The organism is Methanosphaera sp. BMS (genome assembly GCF_003268005.1).
GTDB lineage: Archaea > Methanobacteriota > Methanobacteria > Methanobacteriales > Methanobacteriaceae > Methanosphaera.
The window spans coordinates 853993-873260 of the sequence record NZ_CP014213.1 but is presented as its reverse complement, the minus strand read 5'-3'; the positions used below and the strand labels follow the sequence as shown (position 1 = coordinate 873260).

The following is a 19268-nucleotide window of genomic DNA, read 5'->3' as shown; positions in this document are numbered from 1 at the left end:
CAAATAAAATTCATTATAATACTATTATAGGTATTAAAAATAAGTATTATGATTTTTTTGGTGTTAAATTGGATTTCGATTTGATTAATATTGAACATTTGTATGATTTGGAATATGTACTTGGAAGATTTTCATATAAGATTGATGAGTATATTAATGATGAGGTCGTCATTGACTGTACATTTTCAACTGACATTATGAATCTGGCGGCAATTCTAATGGCTGACAGGTATAATAAGGTAATCCAGAAGAATATATTTCCAATAGACATTAATAAGTCACGTTCTAACAGCCAAAAGAATTGTGATTTATTAAAGCTTCAACATTATTTCAATCATAACTCATTTCAATTAATGAATGAACTGTTGGACAACACGTATAAGATGAAAAATTCCAATATTAAATTATATAGACAGTTGGCCTCTGATTATTCCAATTGGGATAATTTCAACTATGAATCTATAAGCAATAGACGTTATAACTTGGATTTTCCCGAATACTCGGAGGAATTTCTAAACAATCAAAGGGCTTTGCAAAAGATACTCGATCCAAGCGATAAGCGACATTTTCCTTATCAGATAGCTGATATGCTTAACAATGCCAAACGCAGATATGTTGAAGGCAAATACAATGATGCCGTCATGAGATTGTATCGTACCATGGACATAATCGCCCATGCGGAACTATTAACCAAATATGGGGTAAATAAGTCCAACATAGATGTTAATCTATTGACGAAGTTGGGTATTAAACGTAGGTATATAAGTAAAATAGAAAATCAGCATAGGTCCAGAACTACAAGTAAGGAAATAGAAATAAATTTAACAGAAGGATATTTCTTATTGTATAGATTGAATAATAAAATAGGTCGTTATTATTATAAGAATATTGAATTGTTCACCCGTTTAAATAGGATTCGTAATAAATCCATATTAAATCATGGAAAGGCTTCTTTAACATCCGATGACTATAATGAATATGAAACGGTTACGCTAGAAGTAGCTCGTATGTTTTCACCGATTATAGATCGTTACATGGCTGAGGTTAAATTTCCAAGATTCAAGATTGATGATGATAAAAAGTATTTCCTGTAATTCTGGTTATACTTTTTTTCAATCTTAATCTCCTGTTTTTATAATAAGTGGATATTGCTTTTCATAATCTGATCATATACTTAGTAGTCACTTTCAATATTTGAATTGTTAATCCATTATTATCTTAAGCTTTTAATTAAAAAGGCTTTAAATTACTTTTTTTAGAATAAGATATGTGTTTAGATCTTTCTTTGATGGATAAGCCTAAATCATCATTCTTATATTTCGATATTATTATGTTGTTTTTAATTTAATATAAATATAATCCGAGGGCTTGATAAGTATTCCGTGGGGGGTGTTGATAAGTATTATTGAAATTGGATACTTTTTTAATTATTGACAAAATCAATAATTATATATAGTCAAATATTTAAATATAATAATATTAACATTAACATAGGTTGAAACATGAATTGTCCAATAGACAAAGAAAACTTATCATTAGCATTCCTATTTACGATGTACATAAAATCCCAAAATCAATATTACAAGTATTATTTTAAGGATGTTGACGTTACAATTCAACACTATCCCATACTATTAAAACTATTGAACCATGGCTATGTCTACCAGAAGGATATAAGCAGGGATTTACATATTGACAACGCATTACTTACCAGAAATCTGAGAAAACTGGAAGATAATGGATACATCATGAGAAAGGAAGATAATGACAACAGAAGACAAAACAAGATAAGTTTAACGCCAAAGGGTATTGAACTGGCCGAACAAATAAGAGATGAAGGAATAAAAAGAGACGAGCAAATTATAAAAAACTCAGGTTATTCCAGGGAAGATTTATTGGATCTATTAATGGAACTGCTTGAAAACTCGGACGATTACAATAAAGAAAAAATATGTGAGGTATGATATGACAGAAAATAAGGGAAAAAACAGCAATATAGAATTAATACGTGGAGACTACAAGGTTGCCATTAAAAAACTGGCATGGCCTATGATGGTCAGTATGTTTTTAATCATGGCATATAACCTGGCAGACAGTATATGGGTAGCAGGACTCGGAGCAGATGCACTGGCAGCGATAGGATTCATCACACCACTGTTCATGATACTGGTAGGTCTTGGAAACGGTATAGGAGCAGGTGCAAACAGTATGATTGCAAGGTTTATCGGTGCAAAAAATACTGAAAACGCAAACAATACCGCGTTGCACAGTCTGTTGTTAACCGTAATAATCAGTGTCATAGGATCAGTCGTGATGTTTATAGTACTTCCATCATTACTTGACGTGATGGGTGCGGGTACTGCTAAGGCTGCAGCCCTCGAATATGGAAACATCGTATTTGCATTCATGATCATATTCATATACAACGGTGTCGGAACGTCAATTCTTCGTTCAGAGGGAGATGTTCAAAGAGCAATGTACGTAATGGCAGTTACGGCTATATTCAATATCATCCTGGATCCAATATTCATCTACATACTAAATATGGGTATTATAGGAGCCGCATGGGCTACAATATTCTCAGGATTTTTAAGTGCATTGGTGCTGCTGTATTGGATGCACTACAAGAAGGACACATATCTTGACTTATCACTGAAAAACTTCAAGTATACTTCTTCAATAATCAGGGGTATATTGAATGTGGCAATACCGTCAACCGCTGAAAACCTAATATTCAGTGCATTGGGTATAATTGAAAACTATCTGTTGGTAATTGTTGCCGGAACGGTAGCAGTGGCAACATATACTGCGGGAATGAGACTCATACAATTGTCCATGATTCCACTTATAGGATTTGGTACGGCACTGCTGACGGTAGTCGGAGCATCCTATGGAGCAAAAGATTATCAAAAACTTAGAAATGCATTCGTATATACGTTAAAACTGGGATTACTGGTAAGTACTGTGATGGCAGTGATATTCTTCCTGTTTGCACCACAGATAAGCAGCGTATTTGCATACGGTTCAAGTGCAGACTTAGCTCCTAGAATAGCAACATTGATTCAGATAATGATAATATTCATATATGCGGTATGTCTTGGAATGATATCCGCCATGATGTTCCAAGGAGTAGGTAAGGGATTCACATCACTTATGCTGACATTTATCAGGGCATTACTGCTTGAAGTAGTATTCTCATATCTATTTGGAATAGTCTTCAATCTAGGTGAATATGGAGTTTATTATGGGGTGGTCCTGGGAGGATTCCTTGGTGGAATATTGAGCTTCACATGGGCCATATTCTACATTAAACGTTTAATAAGTAATTACAATTAATTACTTAAATACATTTCTTTTTTTATCCATTGATTATTTATTTACACTTATTTTAAGAAATTGATTTTAAATATTATATAATTAAAAAATAGCAGTTTCAGGGGATTAAAAAAAAAATAAAATAGCAAATTGCATCTAATTTGCTATGTTTTCACCGACTTTTTTGGCAAGATCTATTTGATCATCCTTGGATTCAATAGCTCCAGGAACATTGTTGTCGGTTAATATTGCTACATCACATACTTCAAATCCTAAGAATCCAAATGCATTGGCCTGAACTTGTAATACGTCTTTGAATGCATCAGCGTCTGGTGTACCCTGGGTAGCGATAAGGGAGAATTTTTTCTGTCCGTATGTTTCAACAAATGGTGACTGGAAGTATGCATACATTCTGTCAATGACAAGTTTTGCCTGAGCACATACATCAAAGAAGTATACTGGACTTGCAAGTATTACACCATCGGCTTCTTCAATTGCACGGTAAATTTTTTGCATATCATCGTCAACAGGACATTTTCCTTCATGTGCTTTACAGTAGTTGTCTGCCTGACATGCACCGATGTTCATTTTATTTGTATCAAATATTTCTGTTTCAGCACCTTTTGCTTCAGCAGCTTCCAATGCTTTAACCAATGCAATTCTTGCATTTCCATTTTCTCTTGGGCTTGTATTTATACCTATAATTTTCATTCTATCACTCCTAATACTTAGTATATCATTTGTATATATATGTGAATTATCTTTTTTAGGCAAACCAAACATATTTTTTCTAGGTTTATACAGATAATAATGAAAATATTATAATGGATTTAAAAAATGTATTAAATGTTTTTAATAGCTTATTTTTTTGTAATAAATTTAAATGAGTAATAACATATAATTAACTATAATAGATGGGGCAAAAATTTATGGACTTATTTAATAACGTAACATTAAAACATTTTAAATTTCTTAGATTTGTAGCAGAAAATATTGATGATGATCATGTAATGTGTAAGATAACAAGCATAGCAAGAAGTGATAGGATTGACACGCCATACTACATGGATGTTCATTTTGCACTAACCTTCTGCAGTGACATAGAAGAAAAGGGAATATATCATGCAATGGACATACTGAAAAATCAAAGATTATATAACCTTAAGGAGGATAAATATGCGGAAGTAGTCAACGTATTTAAACAAAACTTTGAAGGATTGGATGATGAAAGAATAAAGCTCAGAATTGAAGATAAGTTAAATCAGATAGAAATACAAACAACTTCGTCTGATGAATTAATTGAGATGCTTGATAAGTACAGCCAATTCTTTGACATGATCGATTCATTGAATTGATGATAGATATGAACGATAAAACGAAGATAATACTCTTGCTGATTATCTTTTTGATGATAATTGTCCTCGGCTTTATCAATATCGGGCTTATATCAAGCAACAATAGTCAAAGTGAGTTTAACCGGACTGTCAGCCAGGCAAGTTCAATAGAAAACATCAGCGATATGGAATTTGCAAAGTATTATAACAAGAGCATTACAACAAGTGATGAGAGTATAGATGTATTTAAGAACAAGACAAATTATATCAATGAGGAAATACTTATACTGCAGTCATTTGATGATAAATCAGGTAATGATACACTGAAGGATTACGTTAATTTGGAAATCAAACGATTAACCAGTGAAAAGGAGGCGTTTGATTATCTTGTTAGGGATATGGAAAACTATAACCGCTATAAAAATAAGAGCATAACAAAGGATTATGCATTAGGTGTGTCAAATCAGAATACAATGGAGTTGGAAAGAATCAGCAACAATACATTCGGCATTAAAAGTGAGTGTGAATATTACTTAAACATGCATCCGGATATCAAGGAGGTTTTAGTCAACTTGAATGTGGATGATGACTTCTATGCCAACAACATTCAGTACTCCAATATTACGAGGATAATCTAATTTCAAAATTAAAAAAAAATAGTTGATACAATGATGGGTTAATCATTGTATTTTTTTTATTGTATGATGTAATCTGGGATGTCTATGATTACATGTCTTTTATTTCTTTTTTAATTACTTCTTTTAATATGTCAACACATTTCTCATCGTTTTCATTCATTCTAACTGTACATTCAGCGGTCATGTCATTTTCTTCAAGTATTTCAGGTACTACCAATACTTTTTCAACATCAATACCCTTTTCTTTCAGGAGTGTTGTCGTACAGTTCTGTTTACATCCATTGACAACTATTACTGGATGACTGCTGGCCAGGTCTATGTATTTCTGTTTTCCTCCACCTGTCGCTACGATACAACAGACAGAACAGTTATCCTCTTCCTGTGCCAAGTCATATACTGATGCCCTTGCTACTTCTCCACGTGGATTCATTCCACTGCATGCACATAATACTATTTCTTCTGTCATTAAATCACCTATTAAACTATTATCTATAATGCTATTTATGATTTTTTTAGTAGATAAATATATTTAATAACTTCAACTGTTAAATTAGGAAAAATTCAATTAAATGAGATGATGGAGGGGGGGTTGTAACTAGTTTTTCCATCCATCTATTATGAATTTGTAGTCGGGGTGGTCATGTTTGATGTCTATCCTGTTGTTTTCTATATCTATCAGGTCTTTGTTTTTGTTTATTATGATGTATGATTTACTGATTTGTGGATTTAGACTATATTGTCTGTAGTTTTTATATCCGTTTGCCTCAAGCATGTGGACATAGCTTTGTGTCCTGTCCTTGTATTTGAATGTCTTCTTGTCATATTCACCGTTGGATACTGATTCAACGGTTACTTTACTTCCTATTTCATCACTGAATTTATTCAAATCTCTTGTCTTCTCATATTTTCTGTTTTCTCGTTCAACGCTATTGATGGAATGTTTTACATTGGTGATTTTATCTTTGAGTGTCTTGAATGAATCGGAAATTTTTGTTCTGGCATTTGAGAGCATCATAATTATTTCAAGGGGATTGTTTGTATTTATCTTGTCTGTTTTGAATATGAATGATATCAGATTCCATAGTTGCGTGAGTACAAATGATGGCTTTATGATGCTTTTTTCCTTGATAATTAGCATGGATATGGCATCCAATATGAATATTACAAATAGTTCCCGTCTTATCATTCCCATTGTAAATAGGTTTATAATCATTGATAGCAATGACCATTGGAATATGAATGAGATTATGTATGTGACGTTCAATATGTTGTTTATGTTTATATTTCCAAGGTTTGAATAATTACTTTGCATATAATCTTTCATTTATTGTGTCCTCTTATTTAATATATTTCTAATTATCATCTGTATCTTAAAGTATATAAAGGTTACTAAAATATTTGATAAAAAAAATAATTAGATTAATCCATGAATCATACGTAGTGCATCCAACAATCCATGACTATACTCGATACAACCAAAAGCAGTTCTATTATCACCCTTATCAAGATAATACTTGGAATCATTCATGTAATCAACCGCACGATCATAAACTTCCTTTTCTTTATCAACAAAGGTTATATCCGCAACTTCTTTCAGGTTTCTTTCCAACTTTTCGATGTCTATAGTAATCTTTTCTTTACTTTCTAATTCATAATTATTCATATCTATTCCTCATACTCTTTTTCTAAACAAATCGTAACAGGGCCATTGTTAATCAGGCTTACATTCATATGTGCACCAAAAACACCCTTTTCGGTATGTATCTTTTCACTACACTTATCACAGAAGTATTCAAACAGCAAATTCGCATCATCCGGATTCATGGACTTATGAAATGACGGTCTGTGCTTTTTAGTGCTGGCATATAAGGTAAACTGTGGAATCAACAACAATTCATTATCCGTATCAAGAAGCGACAGGTTCATCCTGTCATTATCGTCCTCAAATATACGTAGCTTCAACAGTTTATTTGCCAAAAAGTCCGCCTCTTTTTCTGTATCATTAACACCAAAGCCTACCAAGACCATAAAACCTTCGCCGATTTTTCCAACAATTTCATCATCAACTTCAACACTGGCCTGGCTGACTCTCTGAACTATTAATTTCAATATAAAAAACTCCTTTAAATGCATTGGTCTATAATTATATATACAGATTATATTTAATATACTTACAAGTAGAATAATCAAATGTTAGACTTAATTAAAATGAATAATAAAATATAATATAGTATTTAAAATAAATGATGCAGTGATAAAATGAGTGTTGACAAAGTAAATTTTGATAATTTGAATGACTTTCTTAAAGAAAACTATGAAGATATTTACAAATCCATAATGGATGAAAGATATATACTTGAATACACTGAAAATAAGCATGTAATCTTCAAAGAACTAAAATATAATGATAAGGTAGTGGGATTTGCATTGGTTGACTTGATAATGGCCGACAAACCGAAATATTCCGTATGTGAATGTTATGTGATACCCGAATACAGGGGAAATAATATTCTCTTTGATTTTATTCTAACAAATATCACCAAGACAAATTATGATTTCAGTTTCAGAAGACCGAATAGGGCCATAATGAACTTGCTATTTAAATACAACCTTGCATTCAGCCTGGATAGAAACATAATAATCAGTTTCATAGAATTGGACGCCTCATTGGATGAGGTATATGTAAACAAGAACATTAAAAAGCTATACAATAATGTCGGGGAGGATTCATCCGATGAAATATTCTCCACATACTACTATAACAGTCACCTTGAATCAGTAACATTCTTTGACTTGAGTTCGACACTGGCCAAAAACAGTTACACATTATGTGTTGCAAAGCCACGTGAATATGACATGGTCAGATATAAACTCAGAAACAACCTTAAGAAGGTAACAGAAAGAAGCATGGACAAAAACGCACTTAAACTGGTTGAATCCAATGATAGAATTCAGGACTTCATAAACACTACACAAAAAGAATTGGAGGAAGTTTACTCTGTTGAAAACGTCATAGGAGTTCATGACAATTTCACCAAATCAGCCCAATACCTGTTGAATGAGTACAACATCAGTCAATCGGATGCTAATCTAATACTTGATGATGTGATTGATAAATTGGATGATGATAAAATATCAAACTTCACCATACCTGACTACTTCAATTACCGGGTAAGAACGTTCAAAGCCGATAACAATGAATTTGAATTGCCAAGTGATGTGGAACTTAAACAAAAGGATGATATCAGCTATTACGAGGTGGATAATCTAAAGGTAATCATATGTCCTGAGTGTCATCATGAAAATGCGGAATATAATGTAACCTGTGAAAATTGCGGTTATAATATAAATATATTCTAAAAAAAAGAGGTTATGGAAGTTTTTAATCATAAACTTCTATACATTCACCTGTACAGTTTTCTTCTGCTTCTTCATATATTGCAGTATCTTCTACTTCTAATTCATCTACATTGTCGTCTCTTTCTGATCCTACTAATGTAGCTCTGTCATCATCATCAAATGTGAATAATGATTCGTCCAGTTCAACACAATGTCCACACATTGTACATTCGTCTCTTTCTAATATTATTTGTGCCATATTAAATCACCTATTATTTATTAATATATTATTATATTATTTAAGTAATTATATATACCTTTGTAACTATGAAAGTTAAATGAATAATTATTTAACAATTATTAAATCATCAAAAAATAAACAATCCTCATTAATTATCTTCATAGCTTATTTGGAATATATTATTCAGACAATAGGCTAATAAAATAATGTATATTTAAGTTCAAAAAGGGGTAAGTTTATATTTTAAAAAAAGGTAGAATGGTGAATATCATAAGTGATAAAATACTTCACCATTTTCTTCAGTTTTCTTTATTTTTCCCTGTTGAACCAGGGTATTAAGCAATCCATCAATTACGGCTGATGGAACTGGTATGGGACTTTTTTGTGATACCATATCAGATATTTGTTTTGATGACAGTCTTCCCTTATCACCAAGCATCCCAAGCAGTGCATTTGGATCCATCATGAATATTCCTCCAATCATATTAATTTAATATAAAATATGTTTATGGTTTTTTTATAATTAATAATATGTTTCCAGGTAATTTATATTTTTATATTATTTTATCAATCAGCATCATCATCAAGTGTTTCCAATAGAAAACTCACAGGTCTAAAACCGTCATTGCAGGATATCATGGCCGATTTTTTATTCTTCATCCACCCATCATAGAAGTCCTCTCCACCTGAGCTTAATGCTAATACGAATGGACTCATAGTCTCCCATGCACTTACACAGAGATTTTCAGGTCTTTCCCATCCATTGGCTATAAATACCTGGTTTAATTCCACGTCACATTCATGTTCCAATGGATTTTCATATTTTTCAATCAAATCATCGTATCTTGCTTTCTTCATCACGGTAATTCTAACCTTTTTCATCTAAAATCTTCCCAGTAACTGTTTCTTATTTAAATATATTCTTAATGTTATAAATATTTTATTTTTTGATATTAAATTTTATACTAAACTATTTTAAATAATTAAAAACATATAATTAATTAAGTGTAAAAAATTTACATATATTAACAGGTGAAATTATGGATGAAAGACCATCAAAACAATTACTTAAAGCTATCAGTAGAAAGTTTCCTAATTTAAAATTTACAGAACAACAGGAAGAGTTACCTTTACAGATTTTGGATGAGATATGTAAAGTGGATAAGTATGCCTTCCTGGATATATATAACAGATTTGTAACGGGTATTGAGGATGAAAATGCTGATGTATCACCTATTCTTGAGGATACATCAAAAGGTTTAACTTACGATTATGTTTTTATAACCGAGTTATACATTAAAGTAAATGGTAAACATATAACATTATACTACTATCTAACAAGAAAATCAACAAGAAACATGAAAAAATGGAAATAAGATGAGTAGTTACTCGTTGTATATGTGGATTTTTTTAATTTGTTTAATAGAAATAATATAAAGTATAAAGTATAAATATATTAATATCGAATGGGAGGAAAATAGTATGGCAAGTAGATTAGCAACATTTATAGTAGGATTTATTTTACCAGGTCTAGGATATTTATTCAGTAAAAACTATCTTTTTGCAATAGGAATATTCTTGGTATGTGTCTTTTTAGGCTTATTCCATAATCCAATTGCATCAATTGGTTCATTTGTACTTTGGTTATACGCATTAATTGATGCTGACAGAAAAGTTCAACAGATTAACGCTATTGAATAAATAACCCCCTTCATAAACCTTTTTTAAGCTTTTTTTCACATCTAACTTAATCTAATTTTGTTTATTACTTAAAAATAGTGCAATGTGAATATCACATTAAAAAGGGATAAAAAAAGAATTGGATTTTATATTTTTAATCTTTTAAATCTTGTAAATGCCTGTTGGGCAAGACTAACGCCGTATTGTACAAACATTGGATTTTTTATACTGTATGAGATTGTATCCGTACCGTCCATTGTCGTCTTAGGTATTACTTCATATTTGTTGGCAAGATCAATAATTCTATCGGCATAAAAATCAGTACTTACCTTCACACAATCATCCAACGGTTCGACATATATGAATACCATGTCCCGTGTTTTAAACAGTATTTTATCATCAGTTACTTCCTCAACGATGTATTGGTTAAGGGACCTTATTCTTTTTAATAGATTCTGCAATGATTTTTGATGTGGATACTCTTCGTCAGCTAATATTTCACTAACTTTCATATTTTTATATGTAATGATATCACCCTCAATAACTCTATTATTATATTGTTTTTCTATTCTAAAATATCTTTTTAACATATATTAACAACTAATTAAATAATATAAATTATAATAGTTTAATATTAAATATTTTACTTGATAATGAAAATCACTATGATGAGTTTTATATATGTATATATTTTTATAATGGGAATAAACAATATTTATTAATAATAACAAATATATTAATAATATTTATGAATAACTTAAAAATAATAAACAATTAATAAGTACTGAATAAATGGATATCGGGATGATTAATAAGATGCTAATTATCAGAATAAACAAAAATAGAAAATCAAAAATATACTCACCACTAATGGATAATATTCTATCCAACCTACGAGTGGAAATTACATTCTCAATATACAATAACAATAACCAAATTCAAATAACCAATATCAAACAGCGAATATCAAAAAAATTTCATCAAATAAGCCTGGAGGAATTCATAAAAATACTTAAAAAAGAGGAGCTATACCTGACAAACAAAGACGAATATTTCGAAAACTTCCTAAAACAACATGATATAAAATACTCATTCATAAAGATATGTAAAAGATGCCTGAAAATGGGCAGGATAAGGCCAATAACAGACGAATCATCATATAAACTTGGCAATAACCTGATATGCTCTTATTGTGCTGAAGATGAAGTGAAATATAATGTATGTGAATATCATCACAGTTATTCTGCTTGCAAACGATTTATGGATGTTCTTCATAATACGAAGGACTTATCCAAGGTATATGACTTAAAATATAATGGTATAGATCCATTAGACAAGAAAATCACCCTCTATGACACTATTTGCTCCAATGAAACGGAATTTGCAAAAGTATCAATAGATGAAGTAGATATACCAAACATATTCAAGACCATACTAAAACGTAGAATAGAATATCTATTACCTGTACAGGTACTGGCATTAAATGAGGGATTACTCGATAACAAAAACATGCTGGTAGTATCACAGACGGCATCCGGCAAAACATTAATAGCAGAACTAGCGGGTATAACCAAAGCATTACAAAACAAGAAATTCATATATCTATCCCCACTTGTGGCACTAGCCAATCAGAAATACAGGTACTTCAAGGATTCCTACTCATCATTGGGATTAAATGTAGTAATAAAAGTAGGAAAAAACAAGATAAACGCACCGGATGAATTGAAAATAATAGAAAAACCCGTTCATGATGCCGATATAATCGTTGCAACATACGAAGGACTGGACTTCATACTCCGAAGCGGCAAATACGATTCATTAAATGATTTGGGCGTTGTTGTAATCGATGAAATACATATGCTTGATGATTCAGAACGGGGAAGCAGATTAAACGGGCTGATAAATCGATTGATGAGTTTATATCCACAATCACAGTTAATAGGATTATCCGCTACAATAAACAATCCCCACGAATTGACACAAAACTTCAACATGAAACTGGTTGAATATGATAAAAGGCCTGTTTTACTAGAAAGACATGTGATTGGAACAGAAGACAACAGGCAAAAAATGGATATGATTGTAAAATTATGTGAAAATGAATTTAATAATATATCACCATTGGGTTATAGGGGCCAAAGCATAATCTTTACCGATTCACGTAGAAAAACAAGTCAAATAGCAAATCAATTAAGAAAAAAGAATGTAAATGCCCATAGTTATCATGCAGGATTAACATATCAGAAAAAGGTTGATATTGAATTGCAATATGCTAATCAGGAGATATCTACAGTTGTAACTACAGCGGCACTAGCTGCCGGCGTTGATTTTCCAGCTAGTATGGTCATATTTGATTCATTACGTATGGGACGAGATTGGTTAACTGCAAATGAGTTTCATCAGATGACAGGCAGGGCTGGACGACCAACTTATCAGGATAAGGGAAAGGCATACATATTTTTCAATGATGAAAACTATTACAGACATACCTCAGAAGAAGAAATGGCATACAAGCTACTTGAATCCAGTGTCAGTGACATCAAGGTTAAATATAGCACAAATGATATCTATGAACAATTACTTGCCGATATTTCCTCATATGGTGATGTGAAAAAGAATGTTTTGAAGAAAAGATACTATAAAATGGATAGTGAACTGTTATTCGGCGATGTGGTTGATAAGCTGCTTCATTTGAATATGGCATGCTATGATTCTTCAAATAAAATTTATTCCATTACACCTTATGGCCGGGCAGTAAGCAAGTCATTCTTAAATTTACATGAGGCAGAATTAATCAGAAAAAACATTACATCCGATCTATTGGATATAGTAACCAATTTGGAATACTTATCAAATGTATACTTAACCGATTCATATATTAAGGTATTCAGGGAGAATATTTATTATGTAAGTGCCAGATTGTTTGCTGACAGTACCAAGGAGTTAATTAATACTCCATATATTATACATGGTCTTCCCGAGAAAGAAAAAAAGATGTTGGTTAAATTAATGATGGATTTTAAAGGAGATTGTGATGACGTGTACTGTGACTGTCTTGAAAAAAATATCTCAAAGTATATTATCCGGAGGCGTATTGACTCTTTAACTCCATCTGAAATCAGCATGGAATTCAGACAAAAATATTCAATCCTCATATACAGTGGGGATATTTATAATTATCTTGATCAGGTAATCCGCTACCTTGAGGCTATAGAAAGAATTGCCAATGTCTTTGGAATGGGTAACGTTATGCATAAATGTAAAAAATTAATCCGGTTAATAGAAGGTTAATGTTTTAGATATTATTTTTTCTATTTTTATTTTATTTTAGAAAATATTATATAATTTAAGGTATATACTTTAATATGTACTTAATAAGAAATCTAATCAAAAATGTAATTATGGTTAAGCTTTACTTAATAAAATAAGCTAAAATTAAAGTTAATTTGATAGTGGATATCAAATTGTCTTTTCTGAAAAGATCTATCAATAGTATTTTATGTATTGTGTTTGTTAATAATCCTCTTAAAGATGTACTATCTTTTAGCAATCTCAATAATTGGTATCATTATTTATTTTTTTTGATTATTGTAGTCTTGTTAAGTACACTTTTTTTGACAATTGCCATCACCTAATAAATTTATTATTCATCATTTAAAGTTTATTTTAGTAAATGCTTTAAAAACAACAGTATTCAAAATGATGTTTGTTATTGTTTATTTTCATTAAAAAAGTATTACAAAAACCCCTGAAAACCTTAAAAAAGTATTAAATAGCTTTAAATAATATGGTTTATATAACATTAATAAATGAAGACATAAAAAGTAATACTTATTATTATGAGGTTTAAATATGAGTAATAAAACAGGAATATTATTGGTAGGTCATGGAAGTAGACAACCATATAACAAGGAAGTAGTAACCACATTAAAGGATAAATATCAGGCATTAATGCCGGATTATAACATAGAAGCAGGATTCATGGAACTGGTAGAACCAAACATTCCAACGGCATTCAACACACTTAAAAAAACAGGCGTGGAAAGAATCATCGTAAATCCTGTATTTTTAGCCCATGGAATGCATACCAAAGTGGATATACCAACCATATTAACACTTGAACCTATGGAAGTAGAACACACACACTCACACAGTCATTCACACAGTCATTCACATGAACATGGACACCACCACCATCATCATCACAGGGAAGCAAAATCAGAGCCGGTAGAATTTGATGGTGAAATAATATACCTAGAACCGTTAGGAGCAGATGATAAGATAGTGGAAATAGTGGAAAAAAGAATCAATGATGAATTAGATAAATTACCAGATGCCAATACAGAAAATACGGGAATACTGCTTGTAGGTCATGGAAGTTCACTGCCGTACAACAATCAGGTATTGGAAGAAATTGCAGCAAAATTCAATGAAAAATCAGATTATATCGTAGAGTTAGGATTTATGAACATATCCCATCCATCCATACCGGAAGCATTTGATAAGATTAAACATATGGAAACTGTAATAGCAGTACCTGTATTCCTGGCTCATGGAATACACACCATGCTTGACATACCTACAGCACTTGGATTAAATCCGGATCCTGTTGAAAACTATCCGAAACCAAATGTATCAACAGAGGACATCGTGGAATACGATGGCAATATAATATTTACAGAACCGTTAGGGGCTGACGATAAAATATTGGAAATAATAGATGAAAGAATAAAACAGCATCTATAATTTTCCCATATGATTAAATAATAGTAATGATTTACTATTAAATACTTTTTTTACTTCATTAATGCACATATTATTAATGGTATAACTATTATAAGCAGCCAAGGAGCGACCATTAGTATACCGATTATTAAAACGATACCTATACAGAATATTAATAATGAACCACTATTATCATCACTTGATGAGGTTGTACTGCCGGTGTATACTTTTTCTTTTGAATTTTCATCCGTTGTTGTGGCAGGAGTATTGTTGTTTTCCGTCTTTTCGGTATTTTCATTGTTTACAGTTATGGTGTTATTTTCATCATATTCCTGGTCATAGTAGGTATTGTCATCCCTATATGGATTTCGAGGGTCATCCGGATATGCTTCCCAGTAATTTGGTGGAGTAAAAACGTCATTATATCTTGGATTGTCCCGATAAATATCATAACGTGGATCCTGGTCTATCTCACGCCATCTTTCCATCATTTCATCATATGCATTATTATCGTCGTCGTCACTTGCCATCAGATATAATGATGCTAATTTCAGTATGCCAATAGTATTTTTAAAACCTTTTTTTAATCTCATCATTTTCACAACAATAACATTTGTTCTATTCTTAGTTTGACAATTCAAATATTTATATGTTGTTCAAAAACACTTAAATAAATTGATGTGAATTCTTGGATATTCTCATTTCACGCTGCATTTTACTATCTAATCGTGAAGTGGTATTGATCCATTTGATTTAATGTATGTAAAATTGAATAATGGATGAATTTTTTGAAAAAAAAGTAGGGGAAATTAGTTTATATTATATAACTTGTAAATGTTATTACTAAAAGAATTGCAGATATGGTCATTGGTGCTATCCACATTTTCATGTCATATTCAACTATTTTCATTCCATCCAATGTCATGAATGGTATTAAGTTAAATACTGCCATGTATGTATTTATGTAGAATCCGATAAGCATTGCTAATTTGATTATGCTCGCTGTCATAATGCTGTATTTTAGGATAATCAATGCCATCAAAAATATTACTGCTAGAATTATATTTATTGCAGATCCTGTCACGGCGATTTTTGCTTTTTCCTCATCTGTTGCTATTCTGTCGTATAATCCGTATTTGAAGTATCCGGGTGTAATTATGAATATGTTTAAAAGCATAGTTACTACTGCAAATATTATTCCATATCCCCATATCTTATATTCGATGTGATAGTGATATTTTCTTGCCAGGTATTTCTGTGAGTAGATCTTTGCTATAAGTGAGATGCTAAAGAGTATTAGTGTTATGATAAGTATGTTTATTATCTCTTTGTTTGTCCATCCGATTTTCTGTGTCGTATTGATTGTAAAGAGTATGCTTATTACTATTATGGATATGAGTATGTTTCTTATTTCATCTTTGGTAAATTTTATCATCATTTTAGTTTATCCTAAATTTATAGTATTATATTTAATCTTCATGATTTAAATATTTTTTTAATGCCCGGTTTTTTTATTAATTGATTTTTACTTGCGTTGATGAATTGACGTTGCAGATATCTAAAAATGAGATGGTTAAACGACGGTTATGAGAATAATATGCCAACAGAACTTCATGAGGAAACTCCGGAAATCTATTAAGTAATTAACCTGATTTAATCATGAAAAATTAATAAATAATATGGGTTATAGGGTAAAAATTGTTTAAGGGCTTCAAGAAATGTTGGAAAGAGATTGGGATCTCCTTCCATATATTTATTGGAGGTTATAATATTAATATTATAGTTAATATTAATTATTTTTAGCATTACCATCAATGTTACAATACTATTTGCGGTAGTATTTGTAACTGCGATTGTACTTGCTTTAATATTAATAAGGAAAAGGAATAATTAATTTTCCTTAATAGGGAAAAGGAATATTAACTTTCCTCTCTATTTTATTTTTTTGTGACATCTAATATTTATCTTTCTTGAAGGATATTATTTATTTTTTTTTAAAATTTTGTTTTTCTTATTAATCCAATGGTTTATCTCTTTCCTTTTTAAATATAATAAGTAAGGGTGTACTTTCTTGTTAAATTACAGAAGGAAGCTCCGGATAAAAAAATAATAATTCATCAGATTAATGTAGGCATAGTTAAATAAATGATGTATATTATAAAAAGTAGCATCAGCATTCTCTTCTTAATACTACCCTTTTTTTCATCCTTCATTAATTTGGATTATAATTTGGATTATAGTAATGCTGATGAAAACTTGAAGATTAATCTGATTCTGCCTTAATCAAATCTTAAATACTCACCAACTCTTTCTATGTAAATACATATTGGGATTTAGATATTCTGTGAATGATTGTCATTAAAAAGAATAAGTTGATATAGTTAAAAATGGGGGAAGGAGTAATAACCCTCTTAAATCTTTAAATAATTGTTAGATAGAGGATAAATAGGATAATAAGCAGCAGACAGCATGTCCATGTATTACAAATATCTTTTTTATTTTCTCTATTCTTATTTGGATTATAATCAGTATAATGAAAATAACTCGAATCATATCAGGGATCTATTTCACTTTCCAATATATTTTGTACCGCAACCGGATCATCACAATCCTCAATATCCAGTATTCCATTATATACATCCCAGGCTTCATCTTCATCATGACTGTCAACTGAAAACTTAATCACTTCCGTTTTTTGGTTAGATAGATGTGTTATTTCATCCAGCAAAATATATTGTATCCTGTATTATTTCCATGCATTTTGTTTTTATGTAATTATCGCTACTTTTTATGGGTGGATTTCAAGGTGTTTTCTACTGTTTTAGCTGATTGTTCAATCACTTCACTATTTTTAAAGATGCCGGCTATCTTTTTACTATCTGCTATGAATCCTATTTTGATCACCATTCATATATGGTTTTTAACCCTTTATGAAATTTAATATATCTTAATTTAGATACTCATCTATAAAAAGATGGGGATGTATTTATATAAACCTAATACTACATATATAAACAATAAAACACTTGGAATAAGGGGTGCTCCAATTGAATAAAAGAGAAACCATGATCCTGGTACTCTTATATCATGTTTTGTATGTTTATTAACTTTATCCAAGAATAAAACCGGAATTATAGTTATTATATATAAACCCAATAAAAAAACTGCCATTAAATCATTATGGGTAGAATAATACGTTGCACCTAATAAAAATCCCAAAAAAACTCCTGCTGGCATTATAAACATTAAATAAACTGTTATAACATAATAATTATCATTATACTGATTGAATACATGTGGTCTAATGAACAAATCCAAACCAAAAAGGATATATACTAATCCACCAAGAATTACACCTGAAAAGAGAACTAATCTAGCATAATCATCAAAAAAATAAATTAAAGGATAAAAAAACATCCATAGGAATATTCCTCCACTAATTACACCCTTACTTTCTAAACGGTAATTATTGAATGTTTTATTTCCGATTTTCTCCTGAAGTCTAACATTAAACAGTTTAAAAAACAACTTATAATACTTGAAGATAAAAAGTAACCCATAAATGAAAATGGAAATATAATAGCATAGCCATGAATGCTGTATTCCATAATACATTCCGTAAATACATATTACTGTCCATATGATGAATTTTATCCCATCTTTTTTCAATGAAACGTTGAAGTGTTTTTCATGAAGATCCTGTTCGGTCTGTCTGAACTGGTCATTTAATGAATCCGCGTAGACGTTTTCTCTTTCAACTGTATTCCAGTCAAAGTCCTCGAATTGATGGTTGCATTTACGGCAGAATATCTGTTCGTTAAGGTTTTCTGCATTACAATTCTCACAATACTTCATAATATCCCTCCTATCACATTTATTACATTTGTTGAGACATATATATTAATACTGTATATCAAATTATTAATAAATAAATTACTATTAATTATATACAATCCTCCTCAAAACTACTAAATGATGTACTAATTTAAAAAAAAT

Annotated in this window: 24 protein-coding genes; 10 read left to right on the top strand and 14 right to left on the bottom strand. The window is 30.8% G+C overall.

From position 1 onward, the window contains the following. Positions 1-68: 68 nt before the first annotated feature. The 3 genes from AW729_RS03150 (at position 69) to AW729_RS03140 (ending at position 3336) form a co-directional block, all read left to right on the top strand. On the top strand, positions 69-1094 hold the full coding sequence (locus tag AW729_RS03150; RefSeq protein WP_162685758.1) for a hypothetical protein: 1026 nt from the start codon (positions 69-71) through the stop codon (positions 1092-1094). 408 nt (positions 1095-1502) lie between these two features. Beyond that, the gene (locus tag AW729_RS03145; protein WP_112123731.1) at positions 1503-1964 is read left to right on the top strand and encodes a MarR family winged helix-turn-helix transcriptional regulator; all 462 of its coding nucleotides are present in this window, start codon (positions 1503-1505) and stop codon (positions 1962-1964) included. Between the two features lies 1 nt (position 1965). Further along, positions 1966-3336: an MATE family efflux transporter gene (locus AW729_RS03140; RefSeq protein ID WP_112123730.1), complete on the top strand. Its 1371-nt coding sequence runs from the start codon at positions 1966-1968 to the stop codon at positions 3334-3336. A 135-nt stretch (positions 3337-3471) separates the two neighbouring features. Here the strand turns inward: AW729_RS03140 and AW729_RS03135 are convergent, their stop codons facing one another. Next, positions 3472-4026, bottom strand: coding sequence for a flavodoxin family protein (locus tag AW729_RS03135; RefSeq protein WP_112123729.1), 555 nt, complete (start codon positions 4024-4026; stop codon positions 3472-3474). Between the two features lie 218 nt (positions 4027-4244). Between AW729_RS03135 and AW729_RS03130 the strand changes: the two genes are divergently transcribed. Further along, complete coding sequence (locus AW729_RS03130) at positions 4245-4670, top strand: hypothetical protein (RefSeq protein ID WP_112123728.1); 426 nt, start codon at positions 4245-4247, stop codon at positions 4668-4670. An 8-nt stretch (positions 4671-4678) separates the two neighbouring features. Beyond that, positions 4679-5287 (top strand): hypothetical protein, encoded by a 609-nt coding sequence (locus AW729_RS03125; RefSeq protein ID WP_112123727.1) that lies wholly within the window; start codon positions 4679-4681, stop codon positions 5285-5287. An 88-nt stretch (positions 5288-5375) separates the two neighbouring features. Here the strand turns inward: AW729_RS03125 and AW729_RS03120 are convergent, their stop codons facing one another. The 4 genes from AW729_RS03120 to dtd all read right to left on the bottom strand — a co-directional run bounded on the left by AW729_RS03120 (position 5376) and on the right by dtd (position 7396). Further along, entirely contained in the window at positions 5376-5753 is a 378-nt protein-coding gene (locus AW729_RS03120; RefSeq protein ID WP_112123726.1) for a putative zinc-binding protein, read from the bottom strand. A gap of 129 nt (positions 5754-5882) precedes the next feature. Continuing rightward, entirely contained in the window at positions 5883-6611 is a 729-nt protein-coding gene (locus tag AW729_RS03115) for a hypothetical protein (protein ID WP_112123725.1), read from the bottom strand. A 90-nt stretch (positions 6612-6701) separates the two neighbouring features. Continuing rightward, positions 6702-6950, bottom strand: coding sequence for a DUF357 domain-containing protein (locus AW729_RS03110; RefSeq protein WP_112123724.1), 249 nt, complete (start codon positions 6948-6950; stop codon positions 6702-6704). Positions 6951-6952: 2 nt separating this feature from the next. Continuing rightward, positions 6953-7396 carry a D-aminoacyl-tRNA deacylase gene (gene dtd, locus AW729_RS03105; RefSeq protein ID WP_112123723.1) on the bottom strand — a complete coding sequence of 148 codons (444 nt, stop codon included), beginning with the start codon at positions 7394-7396 and terminating at the stop codon, positions 6953-6955. Positions 7397-7546: 150 nt separating this feature from the next. On the opposite strand from dtd, the gene AW729_RS03100 reads away from it, so the two are divergent. Further along, positions 7547-8647 carry a GNAT family N-acetyltransferase gene (locus AW729_RS03100; RefSeq protein WP_112123722.1) on the top strand — a complete coding sequence of 367 codons (1101 nt, stop codon included), beginning with the start codon at positions 7547-7549 and terminating at the stop codon, positions 8645-8647. Positions 8648-8669: 22 nt separating this feature from the next. On the opposite strand, the gene AW729_RS03095 is transcribed toward AW729_RS03100, so the two are convergent. The 3 genes from AW729_RS03095 to AW729_RS03085 form a co-directional block, all read right to left on the bottom strand. After that, on the bottom strand, positions 8670-8885 hold the full coding sequence (locus AW729_RS03095) for a ferredoxin (protein ID WP_112123721.1): 216 nt from the start codon (positions 8883-8885) through the stop codon (positions 8670-8672). A 250-nt stretch (positions 8886-9135) separates the two neighbouring features. Continuing rightward, entirely contained in the window at positions 9136-9333 is a 198-nt protein-coding gene (locus AW729_RS03090) for a hypothetical protein (protein WP_112123720.1), read from the bottom strand. Between the two features lie 101 nt (positions 9334-9434). After that, entirely contained in the window at positions 9435-9749 is a 315-nt protein-coding gene (locus AW729_RS03085; RefSeq protein WP_112123719.1) for a TIGR04076 family protein, read from the bottom strand. A gap of 158 nt (positions 9750-9907) precedes the next feature. On the opposite strand from AW729_RS03085, the gene AW729_RS03080 reads away from it, so the two are divergent. After that, positions 9908-10243, top strand: a complete 336-nt coding sequence (locus tag AW729_RS03080) for a hypothetical protein (RefSeq protein WP_112123718.1) — start codon at positions 9908-9910, stop codon at positions 10241-10243. Positions 10244-10349: 106 nt separating this feature from the next. Further along, the gene (locus tag AW729_RS03075) at positions 10350-10568 is read left to right on the top strand and encodes a hypothetical protein (RefSeq protein ID WP_112123717.1); all 219 of its coding nucleotides are present in this window, start codon (positions 10350-10352) and stop codon (positions 10566-10568) included. A 125-nt stretch (positions 10569-10693) separates the two neighbouring features. On the opposite strand, the gene AW729_RS03070 is transcribed toward AW729_RS03075, so the two are convergent. Then, on the bottom strand, positions 10694-11137 hold the full coding sequence (locus AW729_RS03070) for a hypothetical protein (protein WP_112123716.1): 444 nt from the start codon (positions 11135-11137) through the stop codon (positions 10694-10696). A gap of 226 nt (positions 11138-11363) precedes the next feature. Here AW729_RS03070 and AW729_RS03065 point away from each other — a divergent pair, with 226 nt between their 5' ends. Together AW729_RS03065 and cfbA are read left to right on the top strand one after the other, a co-directional pair. After that, on the top strand, positions 11364-13838 hold the full coding sequence (locus AW729_RS03065) for a DUF5814 domain-containing protein (RefSeq protein WP_162685757.1): 2475 nt from the start codon (positions 11364-11366) through the stop codon (positions 13836-13838). Positions 13839-14399: 561 nt separating this feature from the next. After that, on the top strand, positions 14400-15293 hold the full coding sequence (gene cfbA / locus AW729_RS11485) for a sirohydrochlorin nickelochelatase (RefSeq protein ID WP_236951254.1): 894 nt from the start codon (positions 14400-14402) through the stop codon (positions 15291-15293). 50 nt (positions 15294-15343) lie between these two features. On the opposite strand, the gene AW729_RS03055 is transcribed toward cfbA, so the two are convergent. From AW729_RS03055 to AW729_RS03045, 5 genes are all read right to left on the bottom strand, one after another. Further along, positions 15344-15865 (bottom strand): hypothetical protein, encoded by a 522-nt coding sequence (locus tag AW729_RS03055; RefSeq protein WP_112123714.1) that lies wholly within the window; start codon positions 15863-15865, stop codon positions 15344-15346. 221 nt (positions 15866-16086) lie between these two features. After that, a complete protein-coding gene (locus AW729_RS03050; RefSeq protein ID WP_112123713.1) occupies positions 16087-16710 on the bottom strand; it encodes a hypothetical protein in 624 nt (207 codons plus the stop codon). Positions 16711-17826: 1116 nt separating this feature from the next. Then, complete coding sequence (locus tag AW729_RS11180) at positions 17827-18000, bottom strand: hypothetical protein (protein ID WP_162685756.1); 174 nt, start codon at positions 17998-18000, stop codon at positions 17827-17829. Between the two features lie 53 nt (positions 18001-18053). Next, positions 18054-18179 carry a hypothetical protein gene (locus AW729_RS11655; protein ID WP_257791413.1) on the bottom strand — a complete coding sequence of 42 codons (126 nt, stop codon included), beginning with the start codon at positions 18177-18179 and terminating at the stop codon, positions 18054-18056. Positions 18180-18236: 57 nt separating this feature from the next. Further along, positions 18237-19127, bottom strand: a complete 891-nt coding sequence (locus AW729_RS03045; protein ID WP_112123712.1) for a hypothetical protein — start codon at positions 19125-19127, stop codon at positions 18237-18239. Positions 19128-19268 lie beyond the last annotated feature (141 nt).

What these genes read in the sequence shown, in the direction of transcription:
- AW729_RS03145 (WP_112123731.1), top strand. Translation starts at nt 1,503, where the DNA reads ATGAATTGTCCAATAGACAAAGAAAACTTATCATTAGCATTCCTATTT.
- AW729_RS03140 (WP_112123730.1), top strand. Translation starts at nt 1,966, where the DNA reads ATGACAGAAAATAAGGGAAAAAACAGCAATATAGAATTAATACGTGGA.
- AW729_RS03135 (WP_112123729.1), bottom strand. Translation starts at nt 4,026, where the DNA reads ATGAAAATTATAGGTATAAATACAAGCCCAAGAGAAAATGGAAATGCA.
- AW729_RS03130 (WP_112123728.1), top strand. Translation starts at nt 4,245, where the DNA reads ATGGACTTATTTAATAACGTAACATTAAAACATTTTAAATTTCTTAGA.
- AW729_RS03125 (WP_112123727.1), top strand. Translation starts at nt 4,679, where the DNA reads ATGAACGATAAAACGAAGATAATACTCTTGCTGATTATCTTTTTGATG.
- AW729_RS03120 (WP_112123726.1), bottom strand. Translation starts at nt 5,753, where the DNA reads ATGACAGAAGAAATAGTATTATGTGCATGCAGTGGAATGAATCCACGT.
- AW729_RS03115 (WP_112123725.1), bottom strand. Translation starts at nt 6,611, where the DNA reads ATGAAAGATTATATGCAAAGTAATTATTCAAACCTTGGAAATATAAAC.
- AW729_RS03110 (WP_112123724.1), bottom strand. Translation starts at nt 6,950, where the DNA reads ATGAATAATTATGAATTAGAAAGTAAAGAAAAGATTACTATAGACATC.
- AW729_RS03100 (WP_112123722.1), top strand. Translation starts at nt 7,547, where the DNA reads ATGAGTGTTGACAAAGTAAATTTTGATAATTTGAATGACTTTCTTAAA.
- AW729_RS03095 (WP_112123721.1), bottom strand. Translation starts at nt 8,885, where the DNA reads ATGGCACAAATAATATTAGAAAGAGACGAATGTACAATGTGTGGACAT.
- AW729_RS03090 (WP_112123720.1), bottom strand. Translation starts at nt 9,333, where the DNA reads ATGATGGATCCAAATGCACTGCTTGGGATGCTTGGTGATAAGGGAAGA.
- AW729_RS03085 (WP_112123719.1), bottom strand. Translation starts at nt 9,749, where the DNA reads ATGAAAAAGGTTAGAATTACCGTGATGAAGAAAGCAAGATACGATGAT.
- AW729_RS03080 (WP_112123718.1), top strand. Translation starts at nt 9,908, where the DNA reads ATGGATGAAAGACCATCAAAACAATTACTTAAAGCTATCAGTAGAAAG.
- AW729_RS03075 (WP_112123717.1), top strand. Translation starts at nt 10,350, where the DNA reads ATGGCAAGTAGATTAGCAACATTTATAGTAGGATTTATTTTACCAGGT.
- AW729_RS03070 (WP_112123716.1), bottom strand. Translation starts at nt 11,137, where the DNA reads ATGTTAAAAAGATATTTTAGAATAGAAAAACAATATAATAATAGAGTT.
- AW729_RS03065 (WP_162685757.1), top strand. Translation starts at nt 11,364, where the DNA reads ATGCTAATTATCAGAATAAACAAAAATAGAAAATCAAAAATATACTCA.
- cfbA (WP_236951254.1), top strand. Translation starts at nt 14,400, where the DNA reads ATGAGTAATAAAACAGGAATATTATTGGTAGGTCATGGAAGTAGACAA.
- AW729_RS03055 (WP_112123714.1), bottom strand. Translation starts at nt 15,865, where the DNA reads ATGAGATTAAAAAAAGGTTTTAAAAATACTATTGGCATACTGAAATTA.
- AW729_RS03050 (WP_112123713.1), bottom strand. Translation starts at nt 16,710, where the DNA reads ATGATGATAAAATTTACCAAAGATGAAATAAGAAACATACTCATATCC.
- AW729_RS11655 (WP_257791413.1), bottom strand. Translation starts at nt 18,179, where the DNA reads ATGGTGATCAAAATAGGATTCATAGCAGATAGTAAAAAGATAGCCGGC.
- AW729_RS03045 (WP_112123712.1), bottom strand. Translation starts at nt 19,127, where the DNA reads ATGAAGTATTGTGAGAATTGTAATGCAGAAAACCTTAACGAACAGATA.